Raw genomic sequence first — 16,925 nt, 5'->3', positions numbered from 1 at the left:
GTTCCCGCTCTCCCAGATGGGGATGCGGGAACCTACTTCTGGCGAACGCCGAAACTCTGGAATCCCGGCCGCATAAGCGGCTTCTTCGACGACAGCACGCCGGAATTGACGCCGGTCCAGCCGATCTCGCCCGACAGCTTGCCATATTCGATCTTGGGGCAACGGTTCATCACCACCTTGATGCCGGCGGCTTCGGCGCGTGTGGCCGCCTCGTCATGGCGTATGCCAAGCTGCATCCAGATGACCTTCGGCAGCGGATCGAGCCGCAGCACCTCGTCGACAATGCCCGGCACGGCAGCGGACGCGCGAAACACGTCGACCATGTCGACAGGTCCCGGAACGTCGGCGAGCCTGGCAAAGGTCATCTGGCCTAGGATCTCCTTGCCGGCCTGGCCGGGATTGATCGGGAACACCGAAAAGCCCTTGCCGAGCAGATATTTCAGCACGAAATAGCTCGGCCGCACGTCATTAGCCGACGCGCCGACCATGGCGATGGTCTTCACCGAATTGAGGATGCCGGCGATATAGGCGTTGTCGTAAGCGTCGTGGTTCATGCCTCGTCCTCATACAGCGCTTCGGCGAGAAAACCATCTGGATCGTTGCAAAAATTGCGCATCACGCGGAAATGATGGGTGTCGTGAAAATCGGTCGGGTCGAGCCCGGACCGGCTGATGCGGAACAGCCGCGCGCCGGGACAGGCCATCAGCAGCGGCGAATGTGTCGCCATGATCACTTGCGCCGTGCCGGACTGGTCCATCCGCCGCAGCATCTTGAGAAGTTCGATCTGGCGCGTCGGCGACAAGGCGCTTTCGGGCTCGTCGAGGATGTAAATGCCTTGCCGGCGGCAGCGCTCCTCGAAGAATCTGATGAAACCCTCGCCATGCGACCAGGAAAGGAAGTCGGGCGGCGCCTCATGGGCGTCGATGGCAGCCTGATCTACATAGCGGGCAACCGAATAGAAGGATTCGGCGCGAAAGAACCAGCCGGCGGTGACCTTCGGCAGCCAGTGGCCGCGCAACGTCGCCGCCAGCGCTGCGCCGCTCTTGTCGACGGCGCGGGAGTGATCGACCGGCATGTAGCCCTTGCCGCCGCCAGCCTCGTCGTAGCCGGCCAGCGCGCCGATCGCTTCGAGCAGCGTCGATTTACCGGTGCCGTTCTCGCCGACGATGATGGTGATCGGCGTGGTGAATTCGAGCTCGAATTCATGGCCGTGAAAGATCGGCAGGTCCCAGGGATATTTTTCCCAATCGACGACCCGGCTGGGCTCGATCAGGATGCGTTTCAGATAGGGCGCCTTCAGCCGCGTCAGTTGCTTGCGATGAGCCAGAGGGGAACCTCGTCAGGCCGGCAGCGAAATCGATCCGTCTTCCGCGATCGGAAAAGCCGGATTGTGCGCCACTTCCCAGACATGCCCGTCCGCATCGGCGAAATAGCCGTACCAGCCACCCCAGAAGGCCCGTTGCGCCGGCTTGACGATACGGCCGCCGGCCTTCTTGGCCAGCGCCAACACTGCATCGACCTCGGCGTCGGAGCGGGTGTTGTAGGCGAGGTAGACGGCCGACGGCGCGTTGCCGAAGGTCACGCCTGAATCCTCCTCGGCGCTTGGGCGCGGAAACAGGGCAAGGATGGCGCCACCCATCTGGAAGAAAGCAACGCCCTCGGTGATCCCGGCATGGCGGGTCAGGCCCATCGCCTCATAAAAGCGCGTGGCGCGGTCGAGATCGTCGGTGGCGATGGTGATGATGGAGATGCGCGGTTCCATATCCGCCTCCTATTCCTCCGGCCATTCCGGCTTGCGTTTGCCAATGAAGGCGCCAATGCCCTCTTCCGCATCGCGCGCCAGCATGTTCTCGACCATGACGCGCCCGGTGTAATCATAGGCCTCGGCCAGCCCCATTTCCGCTTGCTCATAAAAGGCTTCCTTGCCGATCTTGACGACCAAGGACGATTTGGACGCAATGGTTTGCGCGTATTTGGTGACAATCTGATTCAGATATTCGCGCGGCACGACGCGGTTGACCAAGCCGAATTCCTTAGCGGTTGCCGCTTCGATCGTTTCGCCGGTCAAAAGCATCTCCATGGCGTGCTTGCGCGAGACATTGCGCGACAGCGCCACCATCGGCGTCGAGCAGAACAGTCCAATATTGACGCCCGGCGTGCAGAAGGTCGCCTCGTGCGAAGCGATGGCGAGATCGCAGCTGGCGACCAGCTGCAATCCGGCCGCCGTCGCCAGGCCGTCGACTTCGGCGATCACCGGCTTGGGATGGCGAACGATCGCCTGCATCAGTGAAGCGCAGGCGGAAAACGTCTTTTCGAAGAAGGCCCTGCCGTGATCGGCATCGGCGCGGTGCGTGCTTAACTCCTTGAGGTCGTGCCCGGCGCAGAACACTTTGCCGGCCGCCCCAAGGACGATGACGCGGACGGACTTGTCGGCCTTGGCGCGGTCGAGTTCCGCCATCAGCGCCGCCATCACTGAAAGCGAAAGAGCATTGGCCGGCGGATTGGCGAGCGTCAGGCGCAACACGCCCTTATCCAGCCGGGCGGCGACCGGCCCTTCAGCAACGGCAGGCTTGATGGCGACGATTTCGGCCATGGGTCATTCCTCCGCGATTCCGGATCGGTGATGGACTAATCTAGTATGCGGGTCTCGCTTCGTCCAACACTCCGCCTCTGCCATAATGAATGGCTGTTGCCAGAAACGGCACGCTGCGCTCAAACAGGCAGGCACAACGAGAGACCGCCATGCCTGCTCAAAGCAATCTCAAGCCGGTGCTGACGGCTGCTGACGTCAACGCGCTTGTGGCGACTGTTTTCCCGCAGCTCAACGACCAGTTCACCTTCTACGAGGCGTTGGAGGTGTTTCCAGGCGGCTGTGTTGTGCGGCTCAATGCTGACGAGCGCCATTTGCGTCCCGGCGGCACCGTATCGGGTTCGGCGCTGTTCACGCTGGCCGACATAGGCGGTTATGTCTGCGTGCTCTCGCATGCCGGACCGGATGCACTTTCGGTCACCACCAGTCTCAACATCAATTTTGTCCGCAAGGCCGAGGCCGGGCCGATCGACGGCCATTGCCGCATCCTCAAGCTCGGCAAGAGCCTGATGGTGTTCGATATCGACATCGTCGCCGGCCCGGAGGGACACACGGTAGCGCACGCAACGGGCACCTATTCGATCCCGCCAAAGCGGATTGGAGATGTGGTAAAATAATACCTTGTGCTCAAATCATTGTTTTTGCTTGATTTTAGCCCAGAGATGGCTTTTCACGCGCCTTGACGTAGTCGCCGCTCTCTCCTATAAGCCCTCACGGAACAGCGGCCCGCAAAGGCCGCCGTTTTGTTATTGGCGGCGGGCAAGTGCCTTTCGCCAATCCAAGCAACAAGAAACGCCTTCTTTTGAAGGTCCGAACCGAAAGCAACAATCCATGACAACCTTTTCGCAGAAGCCTGCGGATGTGGTGAAGAAGTGGGTGCTGATCGACGCCGAGGGTCTCGTCGTCGGCCGTCTCGCCACTGTCATCGCCAATCATCTTCGCGGCAAGCACAAGCCCACTTTCACCCCGCATGTCGACGACGGCGACAACGTCATCGTCATCAATGCCGACAAGGTGGTGTTCACCGGCAAGAAGTTCACCGACAAGGTCTATTACTGGCACACCGGTCACCCCGGTGGCGTCAAGGAACGCACCGCGCGGCAGCTGCTCGAGGGCCGCTTTCCCGAGCGTGTCGTTGAGAAGGCCGTCGAACGCATGATCCCGCGCGGCCCGCTCGGCCGTCGCCAGATGAAGAATCTCCGCGTCTATGCAGGCACGGAACATCCGCATGTCGCCCAGCAGCCCGTCGTCCTCGACGTGGCCAAGCTGAACGCCAAGAACAAGAAGGTTTCGTAAGATGGCTGAGCTTTCCTCGCTCGCAGAACTCGGAACTGCCACCGGCAACACCAACACCCAGCCGGCTGCACCCGTCCATGTCCAGAAGCTCGACAAATCGGGCCGCGCCTATGCCACCGGCAAGCGCAAGAACGCCATCGCCCGTGTCTGGGTGAAGCCCGGCTCCGGCAAGATCGTCGTCAACGACAAGGTGTTCGCCGAATATTTCGCGCGCCCGGTTCTGCAGATGATCCTCAACCAGCCGATCATCGCTGCCAACCGCGCCGGCCAGTACGACATCGTTGCCACCGTCATCGGCGGCGGCCTCTCCGGCCAGGCCGGTGCCGTGCGCCACGGCATCTCCAAGGCGCTGACCTATTACGAGCCGGCGCTGCGCGCCGTGCTCAAGAAGGGCGGCTTCCTGACCCGTGACAGCCGCGTGGTCGAGCGCAAGAAGTACGGCAAGGCGAAGGCCCGCCGGAGCTTCCAGTTCTCCAAGCGCTAAGCGCTGCGAAGCTACACAGAGTTCAAAGGCCGCCTTCGGGTGGCCTTTTTCTTTGTGCCGTGCCCGTGATGTCAGAGTTCATCGGCAATGCCTTGATGAAGTCGACGAACGCCCGCAGCGGCGCCGGTACGAGGCGCCGGCCGGGATAGTAGAGGAACGGCCCGGAGAAGCTCTGCCACCAGGGTTCGAGGACGGGTTCGAGTGCACCGCTCTCGAAATGCGGGCGAAGCCAGTCCTCGAACAGCTTCACGATTCCGGTGCCGGCGATCGCTGCATCAACGGCTAAATCGGCTGCTCCGCCGATCCCCACAATCAGTGGCCCCGTCGGATCGACCCGCACCACCTCGTCGTCGCGCTCGAACTCCCATGGCGTTATCGCACCGCTGGGAAAGCGGCCGCGCAGGCAGGCGTGGCCGAGCAGGTCGCGCGGGTGTTGCGGCCGGCCATGACGATCCAGGTAGGCCGGGCTGGCGGCGGTGGCGAAGCGCTGCACGCGCGGCCCGATCGGCACGGCGATCATGTCCTGTTCCAGCCGCTCGTCGTAACGGATGCCGGCATCGCAGCCGGCCGCCAGCACGTCGACAAAGCTCTCCTCGGCGATCACCTCCAGCCGGATACCGGGATAGGCGGCAAGGAACCGCGGCACGATGCTGGGCAGGACCAGTCGCGCCGCGCTGACCGGCACATTGAGGCGCAGCGAGCCGGCCGGCCTGTCGCGAAAGCCGTTCACCACGTCCAGCGCCGACTCCACCTCGGTCAAGGCTGGACCGAGCCGCGCCAGCAAGCCTTGGCCGGCCTCCGTCAGGACGACGCTGCGCGTCGTCCGGTTGAGCAGCCTGACACCGAGCTGCGTCTCCAGGCGGCGCACCGCCTCGCTCAAGCCGGACGCACTGCCGCCGCTGGCGCGTGCCGCATCCCGAAAACCTTTGGCGCGCGCTACGGCCACGAAGGCGTTCAGATCCCCGAGATCAATCTGCATTGTTCGTCATTCCGCACAGCCCGTGCGAATTGTACCCAATTATCGCGAGATCGGACACCGTCTATCTGTGCACCATTCCCTGAAGGAGAAAGACTATGTCCAGCGTCGACCAGTCCGGCACATTCATCCTCGGCGACCGCAAAGTCAGACGGCTCGGCTACGGCGCCATGCAGCTCGCAGGGTCCGGCGTCTTCGGCCCACCAAAGGACCACGATGCGGCATTGGCCGTGCTGCGCGAAGCCGTTGCGCAGGGCGTCAATCACATCGACACCAGCGACTTCTATGGCCCACACGTCACCAATTTGTTGATCCGCGAAGCGCTCGCACCCTATCGCGACGACCTCGTTATCGTCACCAAGATCGGCGCCCGGCGCGGCCGGGACGGAGCATGGCTGCCGGCCTTCTCGGCCGACGAGCTGACCAAGGCGGTGCACGACAATCTGCGCAATCTCGGGCTCGACGTGCTGGAGGTGGTCAACCTTCGAGTCATGTTCGACGCGCATGGCCCCGCCGAAGGGTCGATCGAGGCCCCGCTTGCAACGCTTACCGAGCTTCAGCGACAGGGCCTTGTGCGTCACATCGGGCTGAGCAACGTCACCGCTGCACAAATCGCCGAAGGCCGCAGGATTTGCAAGATCGTCTGCGTGCAGAACCAGTACAATCTGGCGCATCGGGGCGACGATGCGTTGATCGACGATCTGGCCCACGGCGGCATCGCCTATGTGCCGTTCTTCCCGCTTGGCGGCTTCAACCCGCTGCAGTCGTCGACCTTGTCCAAGGTCACCGCACGCCTCGGCGCCACGCGCATGCAGGTCGCGCTCGCCTGGCTGCTTCGCCGCGCGCCCAACATTCTTCTGATCCCCGGCACGTCTTCAGTTGCGCATCTCAGGGAGAACCTCGCCGCAGGCGATCTCGCGCTGCCGGAGGATGCGCTCGAGGCGCTAGAGGGCGTGGCGATGGCCGCTTGACCTGCGCACGAGGCGCGAGGTGCCGCCAGCCGGTGTTGGAGACTAGCGAAGGCGGTGATGAGCCAATCTCCCCCCTCGTGGGGGAGATGTCCGGCAGGACAGAGGGGGGCGCGAAGGATCGCCTGCCTCTTGTTGAACCCTGCGTGACAATTGACGCCAATTGCAATCTCAATCGACCCGATAGGCTGGAGGGACAGCGCCCCCCTCTGCCCTGCCGGGCATCTCCCCCACAAGGGGGGAGATTGGCAGCGCGACCGCCGCTCCTAGTTAATGCTGGCCGTATTCGCCGGCTCGGCCGGGCCGGCATAGGGCACGCGAAAACCGTTCGCCGCCAGCCAATCGATGGCGGCCTTCGGTTCGTCGGTCTGGATGATGGTGGCGCCGCGCTCGACCCAGAAGCCATAAGTCTCGCGCGGCAGGCTGGCCGCGACCGCCAGCTCGTCGCCGCGGCCACCGGCGAGGAAGCCACCCGGCTTGTTGACGATGGCATAGGTGTCGGCCCAGATGTGCCAGTCACCCCTCACCGCCAGCGCGCGCATGCGCGGGCTGAACAGCGGGCCGCCGGTCTCGGTCAGTGTCTCGGCGCCAGCCCGCCAATTGATCAGTTCGATCGCCCGCACCGGGAACGCCCGGCTGACTTTTTCGGCAAACATGGCGTCGTGAACCGCATCGTCGGCAATGATCGGCATGAACTGGAAGCCGCCGTCGATCGCGTCCATGGCGGCCGCAACCGTGGCGATCCTCTCCGCATCCCACAGGTTCTCCTTGACGATCACCTGTTCGGCCATGCCGAGGTCGCGCGCGACCGCGACCATGCCGGCGAGGCTTTCGGTATCGAGCTTATTGTCGAGATTGATGAGGATCCTGTCCCTGGTCGCCATCAACATTTCGCGCAACGTCGAGACTGTCTCGCCCGTAAAGGCGCCGGTGCCTTCGATCACCAACCGGCACGTCTTGAGTTCGGCCAGCGTGCGCTTGACCACCTCGCCCTTGCAGTTCGTGGTGCGGTCGAGCCAGCTGTCATGCATGACGACGAACTGTCCGTCCTTCGAGCGCCTGATATCGACCTCGACGATTTCGGCGCCCATTGCAATCGACGCCTCGACGGCGGCGATCGAATTTTCGGGATAGAGCGTCTTGCCGGCCTGCATGCCGCCGGCGCGGTGCGCGGCCACCATCACATGGTCGCGCCATTGGTTGGCGTGCTCGAACCGGTCGAGAATCTGCCTGGCGCGCGTTTCGCCTGCCGATGCATGGCCAAGGGAGGCCGCCAGCGCCGCGGAAAGCAGAAGGCTCAGCCAAGTCGTTCGCATGAGACAGGTCGTTCGCATGAGAATCGCTCCGTACCGGATCGACACCCGGTTAAGCGACGCTCGTGACAGCCTAGTGAACGAAGCCGGCTTCGCAAACGCTGGAAAATCAGGTTAATGCCGGCCGAAACGGCCGTAGCGGCTACTTTCGGTTGCTAACTAGGCAATCTCCGGGCCAGCCATGCGGGGCTCTCCTGGCAAGCAAGGATTTGTGACCGGGCCGAATAGCCATGTTCTTCCGAAGGGGTCGCAATTCTGAGAATTATGGCCAATAAGGTTGCGCGTCGACGCACAGGAGATCGCTTCATGCCGCCAAGGACCATCGATCACGCCTTCACCACCCGCTCCAGGACGGGCGCGTCGTTCGAGCCGACCTATGCCGGCGCGCTGTCGTTCATGCGGCGCAAATATTCGAAGGACGTGAAGGGCGCCGATGCGGTGGTGTGGGGCATTCCCTTCGACGCGGCGGTCACCAATCGGCCGGGCGCGCGTTTCGGACCGCAGGCGATTCGCCGCGCGTCGGCCATCCTCGACAACGATCCGCAATATCCGTTTTCGCGCGACCTGTTCGAACAGCTTGCCGTGGTCGATTTTGGCGATTGCCTGCTCGACAGCGGCAATCACCAGAAGACCCCTGCCACGATCGAACGCGAAGCGGCGAGGATCCTGAAATCCGGCGCCTTTCTGCTATCGCTCGGCGGTGACCATTTCGTCACCTGGCCGCTGCTCAAGGCGCATGCCGCCATCTACGGCCCGCTGGCCCTGGTGCAGTTCGACGCTCATCAGGACACCTGGCCCGACGACGGCAAGCGCATCGATCACGGCTCCTTCGTCGGCCGTGCGGTCAAGGAGGGCATCATCGACCCCGACCGGTCGATCCAGATCGGCATCCGCACCCACGCGCCCGATACGTTCGGCATCAAGATCCTGTATGGCCATGAAGTGGAGGAAATGCGGGCGTCCGACATCGCCTATGCCATCGTCGACCGTACGGGCGGCAAGAAGACCTACGTCACTTTCGACATCGATTGCCTGGATCCGGCTTTTGCGCCCGGCACCGGAACGCCGGTAGCGGGAGGCCCGTCTTCGGCAAAGATCCTGTCGGTGCTGCGCCAGATCAACCAGGTCGATATCGTCGGCGCCGACGTCGTCGAGGTTGCGCCAGCCTATGATCACGCCGATATAACGGCAATTGCCGGCTCGATGGTGGCCATGCACTATCTCGGGCTGCTGGCGGAACGAAAGGCCCGGCTCGAGGAAATGAACCAGGGCAATCACAGCGTTGCCGGATTGAATCAGGCAAGCGGCATATAGCTAACAGGAATTTTGGCAGGCAATGAAACCGAAAATCTTCATCGACGGCGAGCACGGCACCACCGGTCTGCAGATCAGGGCGCTGCTTGCCGAGCGCGGCGACCTGGAAATCATCTCCATCCCGACTGAGCGCCGCAAGGAAACGGCAGCGCGCGCCGAGTTCCTCAATGCCGCCGATGTCGCGATCCTCTGCCTACCGGACGCGGCAGCCAAGGAAAGCGTTTCGCTGATCGCCAATGACACCACCAAGGTGATCGACGCCTCGACGGCACATCGCGTCGCCGAGGGCTGGGAATATGGTTTCGCCGAAATGGACAAGGACCAGGCGAAGAAGATCGCTTCGGCGAAGCGCGTCGCCAATCCGGGCTGCTGGCCGCAAGGACCGATCGCGACGCTGCGGCCGCTGGTTGCGGCGGGGCTGTTGCCAGCCGATTTTCCGGTCACCGTCAACGGCATTTCTGGCTATTCCGGCGGCGGCCGGCCGATGATCGAGGATTATGTCGCCAAGGGCGAGGATGCGTCGGAATTCCTGCCCTACGGGCTGACGCTGCAGCACAAGCACGTGCCGGAGCTCAGGACCTATGCCAGGCTTTCGCAGGATCCGATCATGCAGCCGGCAGTCGGCAATTTCGCGCAAGGCATGATCACGGTAGTGCCGCTGCAACTCGGCGGTCTCGACCATGTACCGACCGGCGCTGAGCTTCACGCGGCGATCGCCGACCATTTTGCTTCCATTGATCGTGGCGTGGTCGAGGTGGCGCCGTATCTGCATCAGGAACGCATGCCTGACATCGATCCGGAGATCTACAACGGCACCAACCGGATGAAGCTCTATGTCTTTGCCAATGACGACAGGGCGCAGGCGCTGCTGCTTGCCGTCTACGACAATCTCGGCAAGGGTGCCTCGGGTGCAGCCGTGCAGAACATGGATCTGATGCTCGGCCTCTGAATGGATGCGCCGGCATTTCCGAAGCGCTGGAAGGTCGGCGCGCCCGAACTCATCGCCGAAACCTTCAGCAGCCGCATCTGGAAGGTTGCTCGCGAGGACGACTCACCGGCAATCGTCAAGGATCTAAAGCCTTTCGACGATGTCGAGGACGAGTTGCGTGGCGAGCATTTCCTCGCCTGGCGACGCGGCGAAGGCGCGGTGCGGCTGCTCGGCCGCGACGGCCACCGCATGCTGCTCGAATACGCCGGCGACAGGATGCTGTCACACCATCTTGCCGAACAAGGCGACAATGCCGCCACCGCGATCGCGGCCGAGGTAATGGCAAGACTGGTCTCGCCGTCGAAGCACCCTGCCCCGCCGGATCTCCAGCCGTTGCGGACCCGGTTCTCCAGCCTGTTCAAAAAGGCCAAGGCCGATCGCGCCGCCGGCGAAAAGAGCCTGTATGTCGAAGCAGCCGAAATCGCGGAACGGCTGCTGTCCAATCCGCATGACGTGCGGCCGCTGCATGGCGACCTGCACCACGACAACGTCATGCACGGTCCGCGCGGCTGGCTGGCGATCGACCCGAAGGGCGTTCTCGGCGACCCCGGCTTCGACGCGGCCAACATGTTCTACAACCCACTCGACCGAGACGATCTTTGCCTCGATACGCGGCGGATCGGCCATATGGCGCAAGTCTTTGCCGCAACGCTCGGCCAGTCGCCGCCCGCGATACTGGACCACGCCATCGCCTATGGCTGCCTGTCGGCTGCATGGCATCATGAAGATCGCAATGCGGTCGACGAGGACCGCGAGCTGGCGATCGCCATGGCGATCCGGACGGTGCGGCTCAGCCTCTGAGAGCAATCTCGTGGGGCAGCGGATAAGCGCCCTTGGTGCCGCGCCAGTGCGCGGCGGCAAAACCCAGCAGGAACAGCGCGAATGCCTGATGCGTCAGGGCCATGTGCAGCGGCACATGCATCAATAGGGTGCCGATGCCGATCGACGCCTGCACCACGACAATCAGGAACAGCAGCGTCGCGCGTCGGGCATGCGTCGTGCCCGGCAGACGCCGGCGTGTCGCAATCATGTGCCAGAGCGCGACCGCGAAGATCGTGTAGGCGCCGACCCGGTGGATGAACTGCACCGTCTTCGGGTTTTCGAAGAAATTGCGCCATGCCGGCTCGAGCAGCAGCAGGTCGCCGGGGACCAGTTTGCCGTCCATCAGCGGCCAGGTGTTGTAGCTCAAGCCGGCATCGAGCCCTGCGACCAGCCCGCCGAGATAGATCTGGACCAGCGCCAGCAGCACCAGAAAGCCGGCCAGACGTTGCGTCGATCGGTCGGCGGCCGGTTCGGAGTGTGGGGCCAGTCCGCGCGCGACCACCATGGTCGCCGTGAAGATCAGCGCCGCCAGCGTCAGATGCGTCGCCAGCCGGTATTGGCTGACCGAAACCCGGTCGGCCAACCCGGACGCCACCATCCACCAGCCTATCGCGCCCTGCAGGGCGCCGAGAAGGAGGATGCCCGACAATTTCGTGCCGAGGCCGCGCTCGATGCGGCGCGTCGCCCAGAAGAACAGCAACGGCAGGGCGAAGACCACGCCGACACTACGCGCCAGGATGCGGTGCACCCACTCCCACCAGAAGATCGACTTGAACGCCTCGATGCTCATGCCCTTGTTGAGTTCGGCATATTGCGGGATCTGCTGGTAGCGCAGGAACTCCTCCTGCCACTCGGCATCATTGAGTGGCGGGATGACGCCGTGAATCGGCTGCCATTCGGTGATCGACAGGCCCGAATCGGTGAGCCTCGTAGCGCCGCCGACCACCACCAGCGCAAACAGCACGAGGAGCACGACATAGAGCCAACCACGTACCAGCGCGCGGTTGCGAAGGTCGCGATCGCGGGCTGCGAAAGGCACAGCATTGGCAGCAGCCATGGCTTTGTCCCGGCAGTTGAAGTCGCGGATTGGTGAACCATCGCAACCCGGCTTGCAAGACCGGACAGCGCGGCACGCCGTCGCGCCGTTTCTGGCGGGTTGCGCGTATTGGCTGTTCGGCTTAAGCGATAGCGATCAACGAGATCGCGTTATGCCCATTCGCCTGAAAAAGCTGATCGGAAGCTTCCTGCTGGTACTGCTGGTCGTCGTCTATGCGATGGTCGCCTCGATCGTGGCAGTCGCCCAATTGTCACAGTCCGGGCCGCTGGCGCACTTCATCTTCTTCCTGCTGAGCGGGCTTTTGTGGGTGCTGCCGGCGATGGGCATCATCAAATGGCTGATCCTGGAGCCGCGGCCGAAGGGCCGAGGCAACAGTTAGATCGTCACCACCGTCTTGCCGGCATTGGCCAGCGGCGTCGTCACGCCCGACAACATTGTTCGGATGTGGGCGACGCTCTGATAGCGGCCATTGACCGAAATGCGCGGCAGGGCATGCAGGAACCCGGCATGCTCGGCGCGGAGTATGCCGTGGCGGGTCGTCACGGCCGAGGCATAGCCGGCATCGCGGACAAGGCCCACTTCGCGACGGCCGACGGCGCTGGCATAACCGTAGGGATAGGCGAAATGGCGCGGCTCCTCGCCGAGTTCGGCCTGCAATATGCGCTTGACGTCGCCGATCTCATGCCGCGCGTCGCTCTCGGAAAGCCGCTTCAGATTGCAATGATTGACGCTATGCGCTCCGATCGTCACCAGCGGGTGCGCGGCCATGGTGCGGAGCTCGTCCCAGTTCATCAGCGTGTTCGGGCGCGAACCGCCCAACTCGATGCCGTTCGAACGCGCCAGATCGCGCAATACCGCACGCTGGTCCTGCTCGCGCACCTTCAGCGTCAGATGAGCGTGCAGGCGCGCATTGGCCTGGACCTTTTTTCCTGGGTTCGAGCAATCGATCGTCACCGGGCCGTCCGGCGTCGTCAGCGTCAGGCGATCGCGCGCATTGACGATGTCCTCGACCACGTCCCACCACAAATCGGCAGCGCCATCAATCAGTCCCGGCGCGACGTAGATGGTGATCGGCGCGCCGTGCTTCTCCAGCACGGGCAGCGCCTCGGTCATGTTGTCTCGATAGGCGTCGTCGGCGGTGATCGTCGCGAACTGGCCGTCCTTGTCGCCAGCCTTGATGCGCTCGATTGCCTCGTCCAGAGTAACGAACGTGTAGCCGTTCGCCTTCATGTCGGCGATCACGATGTCGAGGAACCCAGGCGCGATGTTCAAGTGGCGGTTGACGCCGTTCGGCTTTTCCGGCGTCGCGGTGACCCGATGCAGCATCAGGATGGCGCCAAGGCCGCCGATGAACGGCTTGGCCAGCGGCGCAAGACCGGAATAGCGGGCGAGATTGAGCGCCAGTTTGCGGATTGCCTCGCCCCCGTCGATCATTCATTCACCTTTTGCGCCTAAGCTCATCAAGCATGGAATGCGCCTGCGCGGACCCCCAATCGCGACGAATACGCCCTAAGGATTGAGGTATGGTTGACGCCACCGCGTCATTTGACGGCAATCGGCTGGCAAGCAGCGAGGCGTCGCCGTGTGCCTTGCCGGCCGGCAACGCCGGCCTGTCGACCTCGGTTGCCGATAGTGCGGCGCTGGCGGCGTACGCCGAATTCTGCCGTTCGGCGCTTTTTGCCCCGGCGCAGAGCGCAGGCTGGATCCTGAACTGGGCCGCACATACCGGCGCCGACGTTGTCGTTGCGACGCTGCGCGCCGACGACAGGCCGGTTTTCTCGTTGGCGCTGGAGGTCACCCACAGCGGGGCATTCCGCATCGCCCGCTTTATGGGCGGCCGCCATGCCAACGGCAATTTTGCCGCCTCCGACCCGCAATGGCTGGCGAATGCCGATATCGCGGCGATCCGCTCTATGCTGGCCGCGATTGCCAAGGCGCGGCGCGACATCGATCTTGTCGCGCTAGAGCGGCTGCTGCCTGATCTCGACGGCGTTGCCAACCCGCTCTCCGCCTTGCCGCATTTTTCGAGCCCCAATCTGTCGCTGGCCGCCGGTCTTGTCGGAGGGTTTGATGCACTGCTCACCCGGGTGAGCGGCAAGCGCAGGCGCAAGAAGCATCGCTCGCAGGCGCGCAAGTTCGAGGCCGTCGGCAGCTATCGTCGCATCGAGGCGAGGACTGCGGACGAGGTGAACAGGCTGCTCGACGCCTTTTTCGAGATGAAGGAATTCCGCTTCCGCAAGATGGGCATCGTCAATGTTTTCGGTGAAGCGGAGGTACGCGCTTTTTTCCGCTCGCTGTTTGCCGAAGCGCTTCAAGAGGAAAACCCGTGCTTCGTGCTGCATGGGCTGGAAGTCGCCGGCAAGCTTCGTGCGGTCACCGGGTCGAGCCGCTCGGGCAAGCGGCTGATCTGCGAATTCGGGGCGATCGCCGAGGACGACCTCGCACACACCAGCCCGGGCGACTTCCTGTTCTTCGAGAACATCCAGGAAGCCTGCGAAACGGGTTTTGAAATCTATGATTTCTCAGTCGGCGACGAACCCTACAAGCGATTGTGGTGCGATGTCGAAACGCAGCATTTCGAAGTGCTGGTTCCGCTGACGCTGAAGGGCCGCGCGCTGGCGCTTGCGCTCAGGCACGGCGCAAGCCTGAAAGCATTCATCAAGCACAGCCCAATGGTCTGGAAGCTGACCAAGCTGCTGCGCCGCAAGGCTGTGGGACAGACAGCACCGGCCGCAGGCGAAGACGACAGCTGATTTCGATTTGAGAAAACTGCCTCAGGCGGCCGAGCGCCGCCCCGGCATTGGCCCCGGCGCCACATGGCCGATTGGCGTGACCAGCGTCAGGTCGGGATAGCCGCTCTCGATGAGCGCGACTGCGGCTTGCGTCACCTCGTCGTCCGGCTCCAGCATGGAGAGCAGCACCTCGGTGCCCTCGCCCACTAGGCGGCTGATGCCTAGCGCGTCCGCTGGTCCGCATTCGACAACGACCAGGTCATAGGCGGTGGTCAGCGACTGCATGATGATCGGCAGCCGGTCGGCGGCGCGCATGGCACGGACCGGATCGGCTGTGCCGACGGGAATCACGTGGCAGTCCGAATAGAGATCGGGGTGGATCACATCGCTGAACTGCGCTTCCGAGGCGAGCAGATCGGTGATGCCCGGAAACAGCCCGCTGTCCAGCATCGGCCGCGAGGCAGCACCCGAAGCGGTGAGATCAAGCAGCAGCACGCGTAGCCCGGCGTCAGAGACTGCGCGCGCCACCAGCACCGCCGAGGCAGCCGCCTCGTCGCCTTCCGGCGACACGAATATGGCGCGGGCGGCACCGGTGGCGATCAGTTTTTCCGCGGCCTTGTCGATGTCGACCTCACCGAGGGTGGAACGTGCCGGTTCAATGTCTGCAGCAGCCATCTCAGAGTACTCCGGTTCGATTTTCTCGGCAGCCGCTTCCGCCACCGCGACGGGTTCCGGCTCCAGTTTGGTTTCAGTGACACTGTTGTCGGACTCACCGAGCTGGTCGATCTCGGCGACTGCCGGTTCGGGCCGGGCAACCGGCGGGCCGGGCTCGGCCACTACGCGTTCGGCTTGGACAGCCGGCATCGCAACCTGCTCGATGCGTTCGAAATGGGCACCGGCGGCCGGACGCATGGCGCGGCCGGAAAACAGTTCCTGCAGCAACGTGACGATCGCCATGAGGAGCAACGAGCCGACAAAGGCCGCACCGACAATCGGACCAATCTTGGGGAAATAGGGTTCGGTCGGCGCCCGGGCCTCCGAAAATAGGCGAGCGTCGACAGGCAGGTAGTTACGATCCTTGCGTGCGGCCGCCTGGAGATAGCTGGACGAGTAGAGATCGAGTTGCTGGCGCTTGGTCGCGGCATCGCGCTGCAGGGCATCGAGTTCCACCTGCTCTTCGCCGGCGCGGGCGGACGCCGCCTTCAGGGTGTTGACGTCGGCCACGAGTTGAGCCTCTCGTGCCTTCGCCGTCTCGGCCTGCGCCATCAGACCCTTCATGATCTTTTCCGCTTCGTTGCGGATCTGGCGGTCGAGATCGGCGAGCTGCGACTTCAGCGCACGGATGCGCGGATGATTGTCGAGCAAGGTGGTGGAAAGGTCGGCGATGTTGTTCTTGAGTTCGACTTGCCGCTCGCGCAGGCGCTGGATCAGGTCGGAAGACAACACCTCTGGAACGGCATCCAGCGAGCCGCCATTGCGCAACGCCCTGCGCACACTGTCGGCGGTCGCTTCCGCCGAAGCGCGGTTGGCGCGTACCCGTGACAGTTCGCTCGACAATTCGGACAGCTGCTGGGTGGCAAGCACCGAATTGTTGCCGCCCATCAAAAGATCGGACTGCGCACGGAATGCGGCAACCTTGGCCTCCGCCTCCTTCACCCGGTTCTGCAGGTCCGCGATTTCCGGCGCCAGAAAGTCGGTGGCGGCGGAATTCGATTCGAGCTTGGCGTTGCCCTTGGAGGCGATATAGGCGTTTGCGATGGCGTTCGGGATTGCGGCGGCAAGCTGTGGATCCTCTGACGAGAACTCGATAGCGATCGCGCGGGTTTTTTCAACGCCATAGACGTTGAGCTTGTCATGCATTGCGTCCAGCACGCGCTCTTCCAGCGGAATCTCGAAGGGATCGCTTTTCAAGCCAACGAGGACAAGGGTGCGGCTCAGCGCCGACATCTTCAGCGCCTCGTCGAATTCGGGCAATTTCGCGAGGTTGAGCTTCGCCGCCACCTGTTTGAGGATGTCAGGGGACGAAATGATCTGGACCTCGGTGGCCACAGCCTCTTCGTCGGGAATCGACCGCTCGTTGCCGTTGGCACCGGCTGGCCGCGTGAACTCCGATTCTCGAGGCCCGATCTCCAGCTTGGCTGCCGCCTTGTATTCGGGCGTTGCAAGCCAGGCGAGCGCAAAGGCCAGGCCGGTTACAGCCAGCGCGACGACAAGGATGCGCAGCCAGTTTCGCGCCAGGCTGGCGAAAAGCTGCCTGAGATCGACGTCGACATCTGCGGCCGCGGATTGAACGGACATGCATCCCTGCTCCGGTACTGAGTCAGCATGCACCGTAAACAACTATGGTAACTCAGCCGTTAATAACGCGGTAAGCACCTGTTAGGC

The 16,925-nt window shown here is 63.3% G+C and carries 18 protein-coding genes; 9 read left to right on the top strand and 9 right to left on the bottom strand.

Features of this window, described 5'->3' with window-relative positions:
- Positions 1–32: 32 nt before the first annotated feature.
- From NKH71_RS20875 to NKH71_RS20860, 4 genes are read right to left on the bottom strand one after another with little or no spacing between them, the layout of a single operon-like run.
- Positions 33–554, bottom strand: coding sequence for a CoA-binding protein (locus NKH71_RS20875; protein WP_023717322.1), 522 nt, complete (start codon positions 552–554; stop codon positions 33–35).
- Entirely contained in the window at positions 551–1,327 is a 777-nt protein-coding gene (locus tag NKH71_RS20870; RefSeq protein ID WP_352895315.1) for an AAA family ATPase, read from the bottom strand. Before NKH71_RS20870 ends, NKH71_RS20875 begins: the two co-directional genes overlap by 4 nt.
- 12 nt (positions 1,328–1,339) lie before the next feature.
- A complete protein-coding gene (locus NKH71_RS20865) occupies positions 1,340–1,762 on the bottom strand; it encodes a VOC family protein (RefSeq protein ID WP_023717320.1) in 423 nt (140 codons plus the stop codon).
- A gap of 9 nt (positions 1,763–1,771) precedes the next feature.
- Entirely contained in the window at positions 1,772–2,593 is an 822-nt protein-coding gene (locus tag NKH71_RS20860; RefSeq protein ID WP_023717319.1) for an enoyl-CoA hydratase, read from the bottom strand.
- A gap of 149 nt (positions 2,594–2,742) precedes the next feature.
- Here NKH71_RS20860 and NKH71_RS20855 point away from each other — a divergent pair, with 149 nt between their 5' ends.
- The 3 genes from NKH71_RS20855 to rpsI all read left to right on the top strand — a co-directional run bounded on the left by NKH71_RS20855 (position 2,743) and on the right by rpsI (position 4,370).
- Complete coding sequence (locus NKH71_RS20855; RefSeq protein WP_023717318.1) at positions 2,743–3,207, top strand: PaaI family thioesterase; 465 nt, start codon at positions 2,743–2,745, stop codon at positions 3,205–3,207.
- 214 nt (positions 3,208–3,421) lie between these two features.
- Complete coding sequence (gene rplM / locus NKH71_RS20850) at positions 3,422–3,886, top strand: 50S ribosomal protein L13 (RefSeq protein ID WP_023717317.1); 465 nt, start codon at positions 3,422–3,424, stop codon at positions 3,884–3,886.
- 1 nt (position 3,887) lies between these two features.
- A complete protein-coding gene (gene rpsI / locus NKH71_RS20845; RefSeq protein ID WP_023717316.1) occupies positions 3,888–4,370 on the top strand; it encodes a 30S ribosomal protein S9 in 483 nt (160 codons plus the stop codon).
- Positions 4,371–4,392: 22 nt separating this feature from the next.
- On the opposite strand, the gene NKH71_RS20840 is transcribed toward rpsI, so the two are convergent.
- Entirely contained in the window at positions 4,393–5,349 is a 957-nt protein-coding gene (locus NKH71_RS20840) for a LysR family transcriptional regulator (protein WP_023717315.1), read from the bottom strand.
- 95 nt (positions 5,350–5,444) lie between these two features.
- Here NKH71_RS20840 and NKH71_RS20835 point away from each other — a divergent pair, with 95 nt between their 5' ends.
- Positions 5,445–6,317, top strand: coding sequence for an aldo/keto reductase family oxidoreductase (locus NKH71_RS20835; RefSeq protein ID WP_023717314.1), 873 nt, complete (start codon positions 5,445–5,447; stop codon positions 6,315–6,317).
- Positions 6,318–6,580: 263 nt separating this feature from the next.
- On the opposite strand, the gene NKH71_RS20830 is transcribed toward NKH71_RS20835, so the two are convergent.
- Positions 6,581–7,630: a glycerophosphodiester phosphodiesterase family protein gene (locus NKH71_RS20830; RefSeq protein ID WP_023717313.1), complete on the bottom strand. Its 1,050-nt coding sequence runs from the start codon at positions 7,628–7,630 to the stop codon at positions 6,581–6,583.
- A gap of 303 nt (positions 7,631–7,933) precedes the next feature.
- Here NKH71_RS20830 and speB point away from each other — a divergent pair, with 303 nt between their 5' ends.
- The 3 genes from speB to NKH71_RS20815 are packed head-to-tail and all read left to right on the top strand — an operon-like array spanning position 7,934 to position 10,730.
- Positions 7,934–8,941 (top strand): agmatinase, encoded by a 1,008-nt coding sequence (gene speB, locus NKH71_RS20825; protein ID WP_352481211.1) that lies wholly within the window; start codon positions 7,934–7,936, stop codon positions 8,939–8,941.
- Between the two features lie 22 nt (positions 8,942–8,963).
- Positions 8,964–9,890 (top strand): N-acetyl-gamma-glutamyl-phosphate reductase, encoded by a 927-nt coding sequence (gene argC, locus NKH71_RS20820; RefSeq protein WP_023717311.1) that lies wholly within the window; start codon positions 8,964–8,966, stop codon positions 9,888–9,890.
- Positions 9,891–10,730: an aminoglycoside phosphotransferase family protein gene (locus NKH71_RS20815; RefSeq protein ID WP_023717310.1), complete on the top strand. Its 840-nt coding sequence runs from the start codon at positions 9,891–9,893 to the stop codon at positions 10,728–10,730.
- Here the strand turns inward: NKH71_RS20815 and NKH71_RS20810 are convergent.
- The gene (locus NKH71_RS20810; protein ID WP_352548173.1) at positions 10,720–11,808 is read right to left on the bottom strand and encodes a COX15/CtaA family protein; all 1,089 of its coding nucleotides are present in this window, start codon (positions 11,806–11,808) and stop codon (positions 10,720–10,722) included. The two genes, NKH71_RS20815 and NKH71_RS20810, sit on opposite strands and share 11 nt — an antisense overlap.
- Positions 11,809–11,959: 151 nt before the next feature.
- On the opposite strand from NKH71_RS20810, the gene NKH71_RS20805 reads away from it, so the two are divergent.
- Positions 11,960–12,187: a DUF2842 domain-containing protein gene (locus NKH71_RS20805; protein WP_023717309.1), complete on the top strand. Its 228-nt coding sequence runs from the start codon at positions 11,960–11,962 to the stop codon at positions 12,185–12,187.
- Here NKH71_RS20805 and NKH71_RS20800 read toward each other — a convergent pair.
- Positions 12,184–13,242 carry a polysaccharide deacetylase family protein gene (locus NKH71_RS20800; RefSeq protein WP_023717308.1) on the bottom strand — a complete coding sequence of 353 codons (1,059 nt, stop codon included), beginning with the start codon at positions 13,240–13,242 and terminating at the stop codon, positions 12,184–12,186. The two genes, NKH71_RS20805 and NKH71_RS20800, sit on opposite strands and share 4 nt — an antisense overlap.
- An 89-nt stretch (positions 13,243–13,331) precedes the next feature.
- Here NKH71_RS20800 and NKH71_RS20795 point away from each other — a divergent pair, with 89 nt between their 5' ends.
- Positions 13,332–14,561 (top strand): GNAT family N-acetyltransferase, encoded by a 1,230-nt coding sequence (locus NKH71_RS20795; RefSeq protein ID WP_352895308.1) that lies wholly within the window; start codon positions 13,332–13,334, stop codon positions 14,559–14,561.
- A gap of 21 nt (positions 14,562–14,582) precedes the next feature.
- Here the strand turns inward: NKH71_RS20795 and NKH71_RS20790 are convergent, their stop codons facing one another.
- Entirely contained in the window at positions 14,583–16,838 is a 2,256-nt protein-coding gene (locus NKH71_RS20790) for a GumC family protein (protein WP_352895307.1), read from the bottom strand.
- Between the last annotated feature and the right edge of the window lie 87 nt (positions 16,839–16,925).

Source organism: Mesorhizobium sp. M0983, from assembly GCF_040318975.1.
GTDB lineage: Bacteria > Pseudomonadota > Alphaproteobacteria > Rhizobiales > Rhizobiaceae > Mesorhizobium.
Note: the sequence above shows the minus strand (reverse complement) of the source record. Positions and strands in the feature narration are given on the sequence as shown.

Excerpts from the sequence above, each read along its gene's own strand:
- NKH71_RS20830 (WP_023717313.1), bottom strand. The coding sequence starts at position 7,630 with ATGCGAACGACTTGGCTGAGCCTTCTGCTTTCCGCGGCGCTGGCGGCC.
- NKH71_RS20860 (WP_023717319.1), bottom strand. The coding sequence starts at position 2,593 with ATGGCCGAAATCGTCGCCATCAAGCCTGCCGTTGCTGAAGGGCCGGTC.
- NKH71_RS20875 (WP_023717322.1), bottom strand. The coding sequence starts at position 554 with ATGAACCACGACGCTTACGACAACGCCTATATCGCCGGCATCCTCAAT.
- NKH71_RS20815 (WP_023717310.1), top strand. The coding sequence starts at position 9,891 with ATGGATGCGCCGGCATTTCCGAAGCGCTGGAAGGTCGGCGCGCCCGAA.
- NKH71_RS20800 (WP_023717308.1), bottom strand. The coding sequence starts at position 13,242 with ATGATCGACGGGGGCGAGGCAATCCGCAAACTGGCGCTCAATCTCGCC.
- NKH71_RS20865 (WP_023717320.1), bottom strand. The coding sequence starts at position 1,762 with ATGGAACCGCGCATCTCCATCATCACCATCGCCACCGACGATCTCGAC.
- NKH71_RS20835 (WP_023717314.1), top strand. The coding sequence starts at position 5,445 with ATGTCCAGCGTCGACCAGTCCGGCACATTCATCCTCGGCGACCGCAAA.
- rplM (WP_023717317.1), top strand. The coding sequence starts at position 3,422 with ATGACAACCTTTTCGCAGAAGCCTGCGGATGTGGTGAAGAAGTGGGTG.
- NKH71_RS20795 (WP_352895308.1), top strand. The coding sequence starts at position 13,332 with ATGGTTGACGCCACCGCGTCATTTGACGGCAATCGGCTGGCAAGCAGC.
- argC (WP_023717311.1), top strand. The coding sequence starts at position 8,964 with ATGAAACCGAAAATCTTCATCGACGGCGAGCACGGCACCACCGGTCTG.
- NKH71_RS20855 (WP_023717318.1), top strand. The coding sequence starts at position 2,743 with ATGCCTGCTCAAAGCAATCTCAAGCCGGTGCTGACGGCTGCTGACGTC.
- rpsI (WP_023717316.1), top strand. The coding sequence starts at position 3,888 with ATGGCTGAGCTTTCCTCGCTCGCAGAACTCGGAACTGCCACCGGCAAC.
- NKH71_RS20840 (WP_023717315.1), bottom strand. The coding sequence starts at position 5,349 with ATGCAGATTGATCTCGGGGATCTGAACGCCTTCGTGGCCGTAGCGCGC.
- NKH71_RS20790 (WP_352895307.1), bottom strand. The coding sequence starts at position 16,838 with ATGTCCGTTCAATCCGCGGCCGCAGATGTCGACGTCGATCTCAGGCAG.
- NKH71_RS20810 (WP_352548173.1), bottom strand. The coding sequence starts at position 11,808 with ATGGCTGCTGCCAATGCTGTGCCTTTCGCAGCCCGCGATCGCGACCTT.
- NKH71_RS20805 (WP_023717309.1), top strand. The coding sequence starts at position 11,960 with ATGCCCATTCGCCTGAAAAAGCTGATCGGAAGCTTCCTGCTGGTACTG.
- speB (WP_352481211.1), top strand. The coding sequence starts at position 7,934 with ATGCCGCCAAGGACCATCGATCACGCCTTCACCACCCGCTCCAGGACG.